This is a genomic window from Chryseobacterium gleum, assembly GCF_900636535.1.
In the GTDB taxonomy this organism is placed as follows: Bacteria; Bacteroidota; Bacteroidia; order Flavobacteriales; family Weeksellaceae; genus Chryseobacterium; species Chryseobacterium gleum.
On sequence record NZ_LR134289.1, the window covers coordinates 427023 to 441763 of the forward strand.

The 14741-nt window shown below is 35.6% G+C and carries 11 protein-coding genes and 1 tRNA gene; 6 read left to right on the forward strand and 6 right to left on the reverse strand.

Going from position 1 to position 14741, the window contains the following annotated elements; all coding sequences use genetic code 11:
• Window positions 1–12: 12 nt before the first annotated feature.
• Window positions 13–1401, reverse strand: coding sequence for an MFS transporter (locus EL165_RS01930; RefSeq protein ID WP_002979868.1), 1389 nt, complete (start codon window positions 1399–1401; stop codon window positions 13–15).
• Window positions 1402–1472: 71 nt separating this feature from the next.
• Here EL165_RS01930 and EL165_RS01935 point away from each other — a divergent pair, with 71 nt between their 5' ends.
• Window positions 1473–2321, forward strand: coding sequence for an AraC family transcriptional regulator (locus tag EL165_RS01935; RefSeq protein ID WP_002979867.1), 849 nt, complete (start codon window positions 1473–1475; stop codon window positions 2319–2321).
• Window positions 2322–2623: 302 nt separating this feature from the next.
• Here the strand turns inward: EL165_RS01935 and EL165_RS01940 are convergent, their stop codons facing one another.
• Window positions 2624–2866: a hypothetical protein gene (locus EL165_RS01940; protein ID WP_002979866.1), complete on the reverse strand. Its 243-nt coding sequence runs from the start codon at window positions 2864–2866 to the stop codon at window positions 2624–2626.
• A 192-nt stretch (window positions 2867–3058) separates the two neighbouring features.
• On the opposite strand from EL165_RS01940, the gene EL165_RS01945 reads away from it, so the two are divergent.
• The 3 genes from EL165_RS01945 (at window position 3059) to EL165_RS01955 (ending at window position 5936) form a co-directional block, all read left to right on the forward strand.
• Window positions 3059–4354, forward strand: coding sequence for a cryptochrome/photolyase family protein (locus EL165_RS01945; RefSeq protein ID WP_002979865.1), 1296 nt, complete (start codon window positions 3059–3061; stop codon window positions 4352–4354).
• A gap of 203 nt (window positions 4355–4557) precedes the next feature.
• Window positions 4558–4944, forward strand: a complete 387-nt coding sequence (locus EL165_RS01950; RefSeq protein ID WP_002979864.1) for a Rid family hydrolase — start codon at window positions 4558–4560, stop codon at window positions 4942–4944.
• A 431-nt stretch (window positions 4945–5375) separates the two neighbouring features.
• Window positions 5376–5936 carry a DUF2441 domain-containing protein gene (locus EL165_RS01955; protein ID WP_002979863.1) on the forward strand — a complete coding sequence of 187 codons (561 nt, stop codon included), beginning with the start codon at window positions 5376–5378 and terminating at the stop codon, window positions 5934–5936.
• Between the two features lie 216 nt (window positions 5937–6152).
• Here the strand turns inward: EL165_RS01955 and EL165_RS01960 are convergent, their stop codons facing one another.
• Window positions 6153–7196 carry a serine/threonine-protein kinase gene (locus EL165_RS01960; RefSeq protein WP_002979861.1) on the reverse strand — a complete coding sequence of 348 codons (1044 nt, stop codon included), beginning with the start codon at window positions 7194–7196 and terminating at the stop codon, window positions 6153–6155.
• Window positions 7197–7200: 4 nt separating this feature from the next.
• Window positions 7201–7686 carry a hypothetical protein gene (locus tag EL165_RS01965; protein ID WP_002979860.1) on the reverse strand — a complete coding sequence of 162 codons (486 nt, stop codon included), beginning with the start codon at window positions 7684–7686 and terminating at the stop codon, window positions 7201–7203.
• A 1488-nt stretch (window positions 7687–9174) separates the two neighbouring features.
• Between EL165_RS01965 and dinB the strand changes: the two genes are divergently transcribed.
• Window positions 9175–10323, forward strand: coding sequence for a DNA polymerase IV (gene dinB, locus EL165_RS01975; protein WP_002979859.1), 1149 nt, complete (start codon window positions 9175–9177; stop codon window positions 10321–10323).
• Between the two features lie 9 nt (window positions 10324–10332).
• Entirely contained in the window at window positions 10333–13383 is a 3051-nt protein-coding gene (locus EL165_RS01980; RefSeq protein ID WP_002979858.1) for a DNA polymerase III subunit alpha, read from the forward strand.
• Between the two features lie 89 nt (window positions 13384–13472).
• Here the strand turns inward: EL165_RS01980 and EL165_RS01985 are convergent.
• Together EL165_RS01985 and EL165_RS01990 are read right to left on the reverse strand one after the other, a co-directional pair.
• A tRNA-Arg gene (locus EL165_RS01985) sits at window positions 13473–13544 on the reverse strand.
• A gap of 421 nt (window positions 13545–13965) precedes the next feature.
• The gene (locus EL165_RS01990; RefSeq protein ID WP_002979856.1) at window positions 13966–14736 is read right to left on the reverse strand and encodes an alpha/beta hydrolase family protein; all 771 of its coding nucleotides are present in this window, start codon (window positions 14734–14736) and stop codon (window positions 13966–13968) included.
• Window positions 14737–14741 lie beyond the last annotated feature (5 nt).

Consider the following 14741-nt stretch of genomic DNA (forward strand, 5'->3'; position numbering starts at 1 on the left):
GTATTTTTTGAATTAATCTGTATGTTGAATCAAAATTTTTCTTAATCTATTTCCTGCCCATATTCCAATACACTGAAAAATGCCAATCATTCCTATGGCGACAGTAAATGCTTCTGTGAAGCCCATGACTTTTATCAGATTGAAAAATAAAGTGCCAATAATGGCTCCTCCTGTAACACTTCCAATCTGGATTCCTATGCTGACGAGTCCTGAAGCCTGCCCGGCTTTGTCCCTGGAAACCAAAGAGATGGCTGTCCGCATCATGACGGGCATCACCGTACCATGACCAAATCCGGCTATGAACAGGGTCGTATGGGTGATAAAAGATGGTTTTTGCTGAAAATAAAAAGCTGCTGCACTTCCTACAAAACCTATTATTAACAATCCCAATCCTGCATTGATCATTTTTACAGGTGTCATTTTTATCCGGGAACTCACTAAAGGGGCCAGGAAAAAAGCCAATCCATAGGGAACTATAGCGAGTCCTGCCTGCATTGAGTTTTGATGAAGAAATTGCTGAAGATAGTAAGGATAGCATATAAATAAACCCGCGGTGAAATTGTAGAAGAAAATAATCAGAAGGCTTAATGCAAAAGGTTTCTGCTGTAACAATGCCGGATCTATCAGCACCGGATGATTTTTCTGAAGTTTTTTTCTTTCATATCTTAAGAATAAAATAAATAATAAGATCCCAGAAAAAAGAATCCCGAAAATCCACCAGACCCATTCATATTTCTGTCCGAAAATAAGAGGGCAGATGAGCATAAGCAAAGCGAGAATTAACAGTAAAGCGCCTATAAAATCAATCCCTGTTTGTTCTTTTTTGTTACTGTTATCCATTGTAAAATGAATGCCAATAATACAGATAACCGTGATTGGTACATTCACAAGAAATACCATTTCCCATGAAAAATTTCCCCAATGCATGCTTAAAAGCGCTCCGCCAAGCAATTGTCCGATAACTGAAGCAAGCCCGAATACTGAACTGAAAAGATTTACAGCCTTAGGCTGTTCCTGACTGTTGAAAAGATCTTTTATAGAAGCCAATACCTGGGGGGCAAGCAGTGAAGCCCCGATACCCTGAAACATTCTGAATGCAATCAGCCATGTAATATCAGGAGAAAATGCGCAGGCGAGAGATGAACCCAAAAAAGTGTACAATCCCCATACAAATACCTTTTTACGGCTGTAAATATCACCCAGCCGTCCTCCGCAAACCACAAGTGCTGCATAGGTAAGGCCGTAAATGGCAATAACCATCTGGAGCTCATGATCACTGGCGCTGAACGCTTTTTTTATAGAAGGCAGGGCCATATTGACAATAAAATAATCCAGTGGCGAAAGAAAGGCTCCTATGATCAGAAAGTTGAGCGCCTGCCACCGTTTTGGATTTACATTCATAATTTTTTATACAAAAATACCCGCTAAATATTCTGTTAAAATTGTACTTTTGGAGGAAAATAGGGTATAATATGAAAGGGCTTCCGCTTGAAGAGATTGATGTAAAAGACATAGAATTAAAAGGAGAAGAGATCATGTTTAAAACAAAAACTTTTCTTTCGTTTGTTTATGTTGTCAGAGGGAGGGGTACACTTAGGTATGATGAACGTAGTATTACTTTCTCTCAGGGTAAGCTTTTCATTATCCCGCAGCAGGAAGTATATTGTTTTCAAAGTGGAGGATCCCGCCTGATTAGTATTCAGTGTCCGGTTGAGTTTATTGACAGAATCCGGTTGGAAGCAGACCGGATTGAGAGCTGTGAAAATTTGTATAAACTGCAATACATCAGCCATAATTATCACGCAAGGGCTGGCTGTGTTTTCAGGAATAAAAATGATGAACAGTTTGCGGAAACCCTTGTTCTGCAGATTGCCAATGAGTTTAAAAACAAAGCTGATGACTATCTTATTATCCGAAATTGCATGTCGATCCTTCTGAATCTTATTGCCCGGAATATCCTTCAGAGTGAAACTTCAGACCTTCAGGAAAACCGGAAAGCATTTTCCATCATGAAAATCATCGCTTATATTCAGCAGCATATAAAAGACCGTGAGAAAACAGGAATTCATGTTATTGCTGATCATTTTGGAATTTCAGGGAACTATTTCGGGGAATATTTTAAGCAGCAGACCGGAATTTCCTATCAGGATTATCTGCTGGACTATAGACTGAAGCTGGTAGAGACCTATTTGAAATACAGCAGTGTGCGATTAAGTGAAATTGCCTATGAACTCCAGTTCAGTGACGAAAGCCATCTTTCCAAACTTTTTAAAAAACATAAGGGAGTAACTCCGGGAAAATACAGGAAAAATTTAAAATAACTAAGTTCTTTGAAAAGGATTTTCCCTTCAAAATAATATAAGTTAGCTTTATATCGGTTTCAGCTATTTTGTTTAAAGAGAACTATGTCATCACTTTACCGGGTAATTATGAATTGTTTTACATTGCTTTGCTGTGCATGAAGCAAATGAATGGGTATCATCAGAAAAAGAAAAGTTAATTTTCTCATATCACAGTATATTAAATGTAAACAGTGAATTAATTCTGAAAATAAAGCTAATCAGATTTTTTTAGCCTTGCAATGAAATTTTTTTCAGAGGCTGAATTATTTCCTGGCTTGTTTCTATAAAACCTGGAGTCCTTTAAAAACTTCAACAATCGCTTCTATAAGCCCTTTATCTATATTTTTTTCTGAAGCGGTATCTGGAAGAAGAGCTCTTAAGTCACCCTGGTCGTCACGCTCAATAACAACTTCGGTTCCATCAACATCCACATACAGTTTATAACCATAAGAGAAAGTAGCAAGCTTTCCGTTGAAAAGCAGGTCCTGTCCTTTATAAGTTACCGGTACTTCAAATTCTTCCATTGCTGTGAGGTTTTTCAATTAAAATTCCGATAAAGGTCGTAAATTTTAATGGATATTATCAAATAAATGGGTAATGATAAAGCTTATTTATGTTGAGGCTTAAAATTTCATATGATAATCAGTATCTTTATCTTCGTTATAAAAAACATTCTGTACAAAAGAATAAAAGAAGTAGTTTGAATTTTAAAAATCATGAAAAGTAAAATCACCCTGTTCTGGCTGAGACGTGATTTAAGGCTGGAAGACAATATCGGACTTCACCATGCACTTCAATCAGATGCTCCGGTAATGCCTGTTTTTATATTTGATACCGATATTCTCGGAAAACTGGAAGATAAAGAAGACCGAAGGGTTGATTATATCCATCAGGCTTTGACGGATATCAATATTTCATTAAAAAAATACCATTCAAAGCTCAATACCTACTATGGCAAACCTATAGAAATATTCAGAAAATTGTCTGAAGAATATGATATTGAAAGTGTATTCTGTAACCGTGATTATGAGCCGCAGGCGATTGAAAGAGACAAGGAAATCTATTATTTTTTTACTGAAAAGAAAATTCCTTTTAAAGCCTGTAAAGACCAGGTAATTTTTGATAAAGACCAGATTGTTAAAAAAGACGGCACTCCATACACGGTGTACACACCCTATGCAAAGAAGTGGCGTGAGTTATTAACGCCTGAACATTATCAGGCTGTTGAATTAAATTTTAAAAACCTCTTTTCACAGGAATACTCTGATATCCTGACGTCAAAGGAAATTGGTTTCAAAAAAACAGATTTTAAATTTTCAAAGCCTGTTCTGGATGCTTCCATTATTGATGATTATGACCAATACCGTGATTATCCGGCATTACAACATACAACACAGCTGGGGATTGCTTTGCGTTTTGGAACCATCAGCATCAGAAAATGTGTGGCTTTTGCATTGAAGCATAATGCCGTCTGGCTTTCGGAACTGATCTGGCGTGAGTTCTTTATGCAGATTTTATATCATTTTCCGCGAGTTGTTCATCAGTCTTTTAAAGAAAGGTATGATGATATTCAATGGCGGAATAACGAAAAAGAATTCAGGCACTGGTGCGAAGGAACAACAGGATATCCCATAGTAGATGCCGGGATGAGAGAGCTTAACCAGACAGGATATATGCATAACCGCGTGAGGATGATTGTGGCCAGTTTTTTATGTAAACATCTGCTGATAGACTGGAGGTGGGGCGAAGCCTATTTTGCTTCAAAGCTGAATGACTATGACCTTGCAGCCAATAACGGAAACTGGCAGTGGGCGGCAGGAAGCGGTTGTGATGCCGCTCCTTATTTCAGAGTTTTTAATCCGACAACTCAGACTGAAAAATTTGATAAAGACCTGCAGTATATTAAAAAATGGCTTCCTGAATGGAATACCCCTGAATATCCTTCACCTATAGTAGAACATACCTTTGCCCGTGAAAGAGCCTTATCTGAGTACAAGAAAGCATTAGCATAATGTAATCAATAAAAATTTTACCGGGCCCTGGCGAATTATCTGATATGAACTCTTAACTCCGGATATTATATAATGCACATATAAAACTACGGTATTTCGTATTTGTTTACAAAACGATATATTTTGTAAATTTCTGATAATTAATTACTTGAAATTTTGTGCGTATTTGTTGAATATAAAGTATGGTAATAATAAAATAAATTATGAATACTAAAGAATTCAAAACCTTTGATATGCCTTGGGAAAAGGTATACGGATATGTACAATCTGTGAAAAGCGGTGATTTGGTCTGGATCTCAGGACAACTGGGACATGATATGGAAGGGAATCTTGCAGAGGGAATGGAAAATCAATTCAGGCAGACGTATCAGAATATAGGTAAATTACTAAGTGAATATGGGTTAAATGCCAGTCATATCACGGAGGAAGTGATCTACGTAACGGATATGCAGGAAGGGTTTGCAAACCGACAGACTTTGGGAAAAGAATTTTATGGTGAATCCTGTATTGTTGCCAGCACTATTGTTGGAGTGACTGACCTGGCTTTGCCGGGCCAGAAAGTAGAAATTAAAATTACAGCAAGAGCTTAAATATAAATCTCCATTATTGACGATAATGGCAAAACAGCAAAATGATGGTATGAGAAATAGATGGGCTTATGATTGAAATCATATACCTATGATATAAGTGCTTACTAAATTTGGCCCATTGAAAATTTCATATTTCTGACAAATTACAGTATGACCTCCCAGTGATTCGGGAGGTTTTTTTTGTGGAAGATTCTGTGGTATAATTTGTTTTTAAGTAGCCCGGCTTAAAATCAGGTTGACGTGATTGTTTCTAGACGTGGAATAATGGAGGTTACATATTCTGTTTTTTTCTTATCAAACAATTAATAAAGTTAGAAATCCGAAACTGGTTAATCCGAGAAGAAAGGCAGAGTCGGATATGTTCTTTACGGTAAACCATAAAACGCTTGTCGTAAATAGGTGTATTTTTGTTCTTTAAATTATAAACTTATATGCCAGAATTTTACACAGTATCCAGAGATGATATTTCAAATATTAAACAATTTAAATTATCAAAAAAAGAGGATATTAACATAGATTTAATCGAAGTGGTTGATATATTTTCTCAAAGTGATGCTCTTGCTGTTATTGATAACTTATACCCACACGGAATATCAAGACACGGCATGCAGTACTTATATGGAAGCATTGATCACGTTTATGATCAATACCACCATTCATATGTATCAAATTATCATGCGATAGAGATTATTTTTGAGCTTATTCGGCTATTGAAATTTCCTTCTAACCCATCTAGATTTACATCTACATATGCTTGGGAGACATTTGAAGATGCGATTAGGTTTAAGCTAGAAAATTGTAATGGTTGTGGAGATATTTATAAAGTGTCCTGTGAAAATTATTTTAAAGCAGATATGAACTTGTTACTATTAGGATCTATACCGGGTGCTATGATATTTGCAGAAAAATATTGGAAAGGGGAAAGTACTAAAAATCCATTATGGGAATGTCTTCTTTATGGGCCTGTGAATATTTTAGGAAAGGTAAATTAAGATTATAAATTTAATACTCCCCAAATCATTGGAGAGTATTATCATTTATTTCTGCTATTTTTCTTATGAACCTTTATTCTGCCATTTGGCAGTTGCTCAATTTCAAAATTGCCATTAAATGTAGTTACATTAGCTTGCTTTAGTAATTTGTCATAAGACACATCACTATAAGGGTTAGAAATTGATTTTCTAGTTTTAGGGTTGTATGTAATTTTTTTAGGAGTCATTCCAATTAGGATCATGTAAACATGTATATAGCAAATTATATGCCTCGTTTTTACTGTCTAATGTTTTGCAATATACGGTTTTTCGTCTATTATTTTTTAACGATTGGATTGAAAATTTATTGTTAACATAGTTGCATGTTACAATGCAATTTGGTTTGGTCCACTGTTCATAATTAGTATCTATTTTTACATATTGCCAATCCGTTGCTATATCAATTTTACTAAGATCATTTAATATATCAATTACAGAATCATATCTTTCAGCAGGATTTGCTTTTAGACATTTTTTAATTACATTTCTTAAAGGCTTTGGAATATGCGGTAAATAATTAGATCTATCAGGAAATCTTTCCCTTGTTATATTATTTATAAAGTTATTGTCATTGCGAACACCTCTTGATAAGAAAGCATTGTTCATTTGGTTTATGAATTCAATGTCACCATTACACATTCTATAGATGGCAATTCCCGCTTGGTATATATCAAACTTTAAGTTGTGATTAGCCTGGCTAAATAGCTCAGGTGGTGCATATACGGGAGTTGTTCCATTTACAGTTGCAAATCCATAAACGCCCATATACTCTGCTAATCCAAAATCAGATATTAATGCCTTGTCTGACTGATCCACCAATATATTTTCCAACTTTACATCAAAGTGCATAAGCCCTTTCGAGTGTATATTATTCAGCCCGGATAAAAATTGTAACGAATACCTTATGATCTCTCTAGAAGTAAGGTATCTACCATCAATTATTGACTTTAAAGAACCTTTTGGGTAATATGGCATTGCTAAATATACGAAGTCTGCATCTTGTGATCCATACATGATTTTAACAATATTGTGATGATTGGTGAGGTATATTTTTTTTGATTCTTCAAAAAATAAATCCTTATCAGTAAAATTGGTTTGAGGTATCTTTTTAATAACAATCTCCGCATTTAACTGATGGTCTGTTGCTAGGAAGACTGTTGCTTCACCCCCATTTCCAATCTGAGCCCCTAAAGTAAAATTAAGAATTGAATTTGTAAACATGTAGTTATAGTTTTAAAGCAGCATTTGCTGCAAGTATTGATTCTCTTTCTTCAAGTGATAAATTGCCCCATCCAATTTCTGTAGGAAAATTAATGAAATTAAGTTCACCTCTCGCGTATAATTTAAAATCCTCCTTTTGTATATCTAAGAGATGGTAAATGTCAGAAATTTGTCCAGCTTTATTCTTTTCTACCGACGAGTTAGCTATTGCTTCCTGTAATACACCTTCGATATAAGTTCTCTGAATCATTAGTTTGTCATATGTGCTCCCATATTCATTAATTTTAATTACTGCTTTTTTAACTTCATAAAGATTAATAATATCAATTATCGTGTTGCGAGTGAAATTAAGAGCTTCAGGCCAATTTAAAGATTGAGGTACGTGCAATATAGAAATATCTCGATAAGTTAGGTTGTTATCAGGATCTTCTTCTTCTATACTATAGTATATTTTGTTATTAGATCGAACTCTAAATCCTATTGATGTCATAATGGTTATGTTTTTAACTTCGAATGTACAAATAATTAACACTTAGTCCTTACGGTTTTCCGTAGAGTTATGACTACAATCATAACCGTAAAAATACGGAGGTATTATATTTGAAAACGATAATTAAAATTGTTTGAAAAGAGACATTTTTTTACCTCCTGATGTGTTGGGAGGTTTTTTTGTGGATTTTTAATAGATCAGTTTCTGTAGTACAATTGTTCTCTGTTTTGAGTAGTTTTGGGGTAAAGAAGGTGGATAATTGCTGCCAGAAGTTTTTTATGACCATGATCATAAATCATTTAATAGAGAATTATTAATTTTGAACTGTTAATAAAATTTTTAACATAAGTTTTTATACCTCCTGTTTGCCCGGGAGGTTTTTATTTGATATTTAAATCTGAATTCTATAATTCATCGTATATTAAGATACAACTCATATTTTTTTGAGTTCATGGTTATTAGTTTTATCCCCGGAGAAATCCGGGGATTTTTTTGTGGATAGCTTTTCAGGATTGCCTTAGAATTATTTGATAAAATTTATTCAGGACGTATTCGGTTGAGGCTGGTAGGATTAAGGTTCACAGATTGAGTACACGGAAGCTATCAAATGAATTTATTTGAAGATATTGCAGAACTGATGAGCCTTTACCAGGCTATGGACAATAGTAGGAATAGATTTGGAAGATTTTATTTTATGCTAATTACAAATAAGTAATATGCTCAATTACGGTTTCCCGTAGAGTTATTACTACAGCCAGTCCGTATATTTACGGAGTTTTAAATAACAACAAGTACAGAAAGTTTTTTTAATGTCCCTGGCTATGGCTGGGGATTTTTTATGTTTGTATAATACAAGTTTCTACTGATTTACAGAATCACCTCCTGCAGGAGTTTTTTGATGTTTTAAGATAAAATGTTAACAAGGTGGGTTATTAATATACTTGTTCGGTTGTCAGATTTTTAAAAAAAAGATACCACAAAAAACAACTTTTCATTAAACAGTGATGATAGTGGCATGTGTATTGTTGGTGTTAATGCAGGTTTTTAAAAATGAAACCTACACAACACCACATCATTTATCTATACTTAATCACACACTTTAAACTTCATTTTTTGATGAAGTTTTTTTATTTTTGACTCGTTTGTGGTTTATTTATGAACTAATCAGTCTGTATACCCCTCTCTTTCTGAGAGGTGTTTTTGTCTGTAAGTACTATGAATAAAGGGATTGTGCTAAATTTCTTAATGCATCACTAAATAATGAAATATTTTATATATTTAAGTGTTCGATTACTTCAATATCGGATGATATGTATTCAACCTCCTAATTTCCCAGGAGGTTTTTTTATTATATTACTTTTTGTGGATAACTTTTTATTGCGTCAAGTTCTGACATATAAAGGGTTTTGTTTTGTTGTATTAAAATTGATACAAAATATATCAATATATATTGTCGTAATTGATTAAAAATATATCTAATTTTGTAAAATGGAACGGTCAATTGTACATATGGACCTGGATACTTTTTTCGTATCCTGCGAGAGGCTTGTGAACTCTGAACTCGACGGATTACCCCTGATAATAGGCGGTGGAGATAGGGGAGTTGTGTCTTCATGTTCCTACGAAGCCCGGAAATTTGGCGTGCGTTCTGCCATGCCAATGCGTATGGCTTTGAGGCTTTGTCCCCAAGCTAAAGTAGTCAAAGGAGATATGGAATTGTACTCTAAAATGTCACATACTGTAACGGAAATTATCGAAGAGAAAGCTCCGGTTATGGAGAAATCATCCATCGATGAATTCTACTTAGACCTAACCGGAATGGACAAGTTTTTCGGCGCTTATAAATGGACAAATGAACTGGGGGCAACAATTGAAAAGGAAACAGGTCTTCCCATCAGCTATGCTCTTTCCATAAATAAGACCGTCAGCAAAATAGGAACCGGAGAATCTAAACCACATGGACATCGTGAAATACCTTCCATTGGAGTTCATTCATTTTTAAACCCGCTTCCCATAAAGAAAATGCCGATGGTTGGCGATGCTACTTTTAGACTTCTTTCCAGAGTGGGAATAAGGACTATCGGTACGCTTTCTGAAATACCTGTTGAAGTTCTGCAGCAAATGATTGGTAAAAATGGCACTGATCTATGGAGGAAAGCAAACGGAATTGATGAAACGCCTGTAGTGCCATATTCAGAAAGAAAATCTATTTCAAAAGAAAGAACATTCAGCAGTGATACTACGGATATTAATGAAGTGAAAAGGTTGATTTCAGGGATGGCTGAGCAGCTGGCTCACCAACTGCGTCAAGAAAAATGGCTGACGTCTACTGTGGTTATTAAGATCAGATATGCCAATTTTGATACGGAAACGAAGCAATGTCGTGTTGCATATACTTCTGCAGATCACACGCTTTCCAGGGTTGCCTTGGAATTATTTGATAAAGTTTATTCAAGACGTATGCGGTTGAGGCTGGTAGGATTAAGGTTCACAGATTTAGTACATGGAAGCTATCAAATGAATTTATTTGAAGATACTGCGGAACTGATGAGCCTTTACCAGGCTATGGACAATATTAAGAATAGATTTGGAAGTGCTGCTGTCGGTAGAGCAGTTGGGTTTGATTTTACACATTAATGCTCACATATGTATTTGAATTGTCATTCATATCATAGTTTAAGATATGGAACACTATCTATAGATGACCTTGTTTCTCAAGCATCAGCATTGGGAATCAATGAGCTTGTACTTACAGATATCAACACAATTACCGGGGTGTATGAATTCAAAAAGAAATGCGAATCACAAGGAATTAAACCAGTAGCAGGCATAGAAGTCAGAAAAGGGAGTAAGCTTTTATATATTGCCATTGCAAAAGAATTTGCCGGTTTAGGAGAAGTAAACAAGATGCTGACCGAATATAACTGTGATGGCACCGAGTTACCGGAAAGACCAAATCTGGATCATAACTTTATCATTTATTCTTTACAAAATAATCCGGAAGGGCTAAAGGAAAATGAATATATAGGAATAAGACAGGAGGAATTAAATCTACTGATCCGGTCAGAATACAGGAATCTCATTTCAAAAATGGTAATCCTGCAGCCGGTAACTTTTGGAACAAAAAAAGAATACAATTTACATCGCATCTTAAGGGCCATTGACAATAATACTTTGTTGTCGCTATTGCCAGAGAATGAAATCTGTCATAAATCAGAGTATTTTAAATCTCCACAATCTTTACTGGATGAATTTAAGTACTATCCTCAAATAATTGAAAATACTAAAAGGCTTCTGTCTCAATGTAGCTTTGATTTTGCGTTTTCTACCCCTCGAAATAAAAAGCATTACACCGGTACAAAAGCAGATGATTTAAAACTGTTAACCCGTTTAGCCTATGCCGGTTTAGAAAAAAGATATGGAAGGAAAAATGAGCAGGCTAAGTTGCGGGTTGAAAAAGAATTGAAGGTCATCGATGAACTTGATTTCAGTGGTTACTTTCTTATAACCTGGGATATTATCCAATACAGTAATAGTATGGGATTTATGCATGTTGGCCGTGGTAGTGGAGCAAACAGTATTGTAGCCTATTGTATTGGAATTACAGACATATGCCCATTAGAACTCGATTTATATTTTGAGAGGTTTCTTAATTTAAACAGGAAAAGTCCACCAGATTTTGATATTGATTGGAGCTGGCAGAAACGGGATATTATATTGGATTACATTTTTAACCGATATGGAAAAGACTACGTAGCATTCTGCGGGACAAATGTTGAGTTCAAATACCGTTCGATTATACGGGAAGTTGGAAAAGCGTTCGGATTACCGAAAGAAGAGTTGGACGAACTGAGTAAAAATCCTGAAAGCGTTTTCAGAGACGAAATCGTACAGAAAGTTCAAAAATACGGAAAACTGCTGGAGAAATTTCCCAACCAGCGAAGTATGCACGCTTGTGGTATTTTAATTTCTGAGGAACCATTAACAAACTTCACCGCACTGGAAATGCCTCCTAAAGGATTTCCGATTGTACAATGGGATATGTATATGGCAGAAGAACTTGGATTTGAAAAGCTCGATATTCTTTCACAGCGTGGGCTCGGTACCATTAAGGACACAGTTAGGCTCATTGAAGAAAAACGGGGTATTAAAGTAGATATTAAGGATACTGCACTTTCAAAGGATGAAAAGATCTGTAATGAGTTTTTAAGCCAGGGCCGGACCATTGGCTGCTTCTATATTGAGTCACCGGCAATGCGGGGACTGCTGAGAAGGCTGAAGTGTGATAATTACAAAGTACTGGTAGCGGCATCATCAATTATACGTCCTGGAGTGGCGCAATCCGGAATGATGAGGGAATATATTTTCAGGCATAACAATCCGAATCAATTTGAGTATTTTCATAAAGTATTTGAAGAGGAACTGGGAGAAACATACGGGATAATGGTTTACCAGGAAGATGTAATAAAAATTGCTTTACATTTCGGAGGATTGTCTGCTGCAGATGGAGACATTCTCAGAAGAGCTATGAGTGGTAAGTACAGATCACTGGAAGACTTACAGAAAGTAAAAAATCATTTCTTCGAATCATGTAGAGAACTGGGCCATTCTGAAGAATTAAGCAGGGAAGTTTACAGGCAGATAGAATCTTTTGCCGGATATTCTTTCTGTAAAGCGCATTCTGCATCATATGCTGTTGAAAGCTACCAAAGTCTTTATCTTAAAGTTTATTATCCTTTGGAGTTCATGGTTTCAGCCATCAATAATATGGGAGGCTTTTACAGGACTGAAGTATATGTGCATGAGGCTAAAATGTCCGGGGGAAAAATACTTAATCCATGTGTTAATAAAAGTGAATATGAAACAACGATTTATGGTGATAATATTTATTTGGGATTAATGCTTCTGGAAAAAGTTGAATCTAAAATAGCCCAATTGATTCCGGAAGAAAGAAGGAAATCTGGGGATTATTTGTCAATGGAAGATTTCATTAAAAGAATTCCTGTAGGTATTGAAACACTCCAGATCTTAATATTTATCGGAGCCTTTAGATTTACGGGAATACCCAAAAATGAGCTGTTGTTAAAAGCCAGAGTATTACTAGGTGAATTTAAACCAGAGCACCGGTTGCAGACATTGTTTGATACACCTGTAAAGGATTTTAAGCTTCCGGAACTGAAACGAAATGTCTTTGAAGATGCTTTTGATGAAATCGAAATACTGAGTTTCCCGGTTTCCTGTACTCCTTTCGACCTTTTACAGACAAAATATAAAGGGCAGATAATGGCTAGTGATCTGGTAAAATACCATAAAAGGGAGGTTAAGATGTTGGCATATCTGATCGCAAGGAAACATGTGCCTACCAAAAGAGGAACCATGTTTTTTGGAACCTGGATAGATGTTGAAGGAAACTATTTTGATACGGCGCACTTTCCGGACTGCCTGGAAAAATACCCATTTCAGGGTGGGGGATGCTATCTGCTCCTGGGAACCGTGGAGGTTGATTTTCATTTTCCTACCATTACTGTCACAAAAATGGCAAAAATGCCATTCATACCCGATCCCAGATATTCGCATGATGAAGATAAACGATATGAGACTCAGGAAAAAATAAAAGAAGATGTTAGCATGACTTTTCGCGCACCGTATCCGCAGGATCATGAGATCAGACTGCCGAGAAAAAGTAATATCAAATAACTTCAAGCTGGCTAAAGTAAGTTTTAAAAGCCCGGTTTGTGATTTATTTGAAGGTGTTACCGTATAACATGTGATTAAGAATATTTTTGTAGCCCCACCAGGAATCGAACCTGGATCTAAAGTTTAGGAAACTTCTATTCTATCCATTGAACTATGAGGCCTGGTTTGAGTAATAAAATTACAAATTATTTAATATAATACCAACGAGTAAGATAACCACAGGTTGCAGAGAAGTTTGAGAATATTTTATTGTGCTTTTGAGAGTCATCAGTTTTAAAAGCTTTATTGTAGAAGGCATACAGATAAAAGAATCTGCCCTTTAGGGGCAGATCCAGTAGATAATACATCTCATTTTTTTAATTAGACAACAATAAAAAGCACAGCCGACAATGCTGTGCTTAAATTTTTATTTCAAATTTAATTGCAATTTCAATAGTAGTAAGAAAAGCAAATAAAGTTTCCACTTCGATGTTTATTACATAGTAAATGTAGTGATAATTTCAATACGAAACATGAATTAAATGTTAAAATTCACAAGTTATCCACATTTTTTTGTGGATAACTTGTGGTGATCTTCAGAAACTACTGTTCTGAAAGATATTGTAAGATCCAATTGTTTAAGATCCGCTTTTCTTCATCACTTCCCTTATTGTCCATATGACCATGATTGATCAGTGTAGGCTGCACTGTGATATGGTATTTTTTCTGTTCTCCTTCATCAGGCAATACACCCTGATCCGCAGGGTAATCATTGGAGCGTAAAGTATAAATTTTAGGAATGGAAGTCCTCGGCAGAAACATTCTCCGGTTATCCATTGTGATTAGCTTATACACCATATTAGGATGCTGATTGCTGAACAGTGCTGCCATGTCACCGCCATTGGAATGTCCTATTAAGGTAAGATGCCGGAAATCAAGATCAGGGTTTGTTTTTTTAAGTTCGTTAATCACAAAAAGAATATTGTCCGAGCCACTTTGCCAGAAAGGTCTTCTCACGATTTGCGGAATTCCTTCCGTAGGAATTAAATTGTCTGTCGCAAGTTCATGCTGAATACTTACCGTGAAATATCCCTTTGAAGCCAGCATTTCCGTTAAATAAGAATAAACAAAATAATCTCCGCCTTTATTAAGGCCATATCCATGATTGAAAATAATCACCTGTTGGTTGGGAATCTTTTTATTGTTTTCAGGGTGATAAATGGCAACAGGAATCTTTCGATGTCTGCTTTGGTCAAACAGGGTTAAGGTATCCAGTTGTACCTTGTAATCCTTGTGTTCAGTCTTCTTTTTTTGAACAGAACAGCTCATGACCAACAAAGGAATTGTAAGAATAATGGATACAGGATATTTCATGGTTT

Coding starts and splice junctions, on each gene's coding strand:
- EL165_RS01980 (WP_002979858.1), top strand. CDS start 10,333: ATGTATTTGAATTGTCATTCATATCATAGTTTAAGATATGGAACACTA.
- EL165_RS01950 (WP_002979864.1), top strand. CDS start 4,558: ATGAATACTAAAGAATTCAAAACCTTTGATATGCCTTGGGAAAAGGTA.
- EL165_RS01955 (WP_002979863.1), top strand. CDS start 5,376: ATGCCAGAATTTTACACAGTATCCAGAGATGATATTTCAAATATTAAA.
- EL165_RS01935 (WP_002979867.1), top strand. CDS start 1,473: ATGAAAGGGCTTCCGCTTGAAGAGATTGATGTAAAAGACATAGAATTA.
- EL165_RS01960 (WP_002979861.1), bottom strand. CDS start 7,196: ATGTTTACAAATTCAATTCTTAATTTTACTTTAGGGGCTCAGATTGGA.
- EL165_RS01945 (WP_002979865.1), top strand. CDS start 3,059: ATGAAAAGTAAAATCACCCTGTTCTGGCTGAGACGTGATTTAAGGCTG.
- EL165_RS01940 (WP_002979866.1), bottom strand. CDS start 2,866: ATGGAAGAATTTGAAGTACCGGTAACTTATAAAGGACAGGACCTGCTT.
- EL165_RS01990 (WP_002979856.1), bottom strand. CDS start 14,736: ATGAAATATCCTGTATCCATTATTCTTACAATTCCTTTGTTGGTCATG.
- dinB (WP_002979859.1), top strand. CDS start 9,175: ATGGAACGGTCAATTGTACATATGGACCTGGATACTTTTTTCGTATCC.
- EL165_RS01930 (WP_002979868.1), bottom strand. CDS start 1,401: ATGAATGTAAATCCAAAACGGTGGCAGGCGCTCAACTTTCTGATCATA.
- EL165_RS01965 (WP_002979860.1), bottom strand. CDS start 7,686: ATGACATCAATAGGATTTAGAGTTCGATCTAATAACAAAATATACTAT.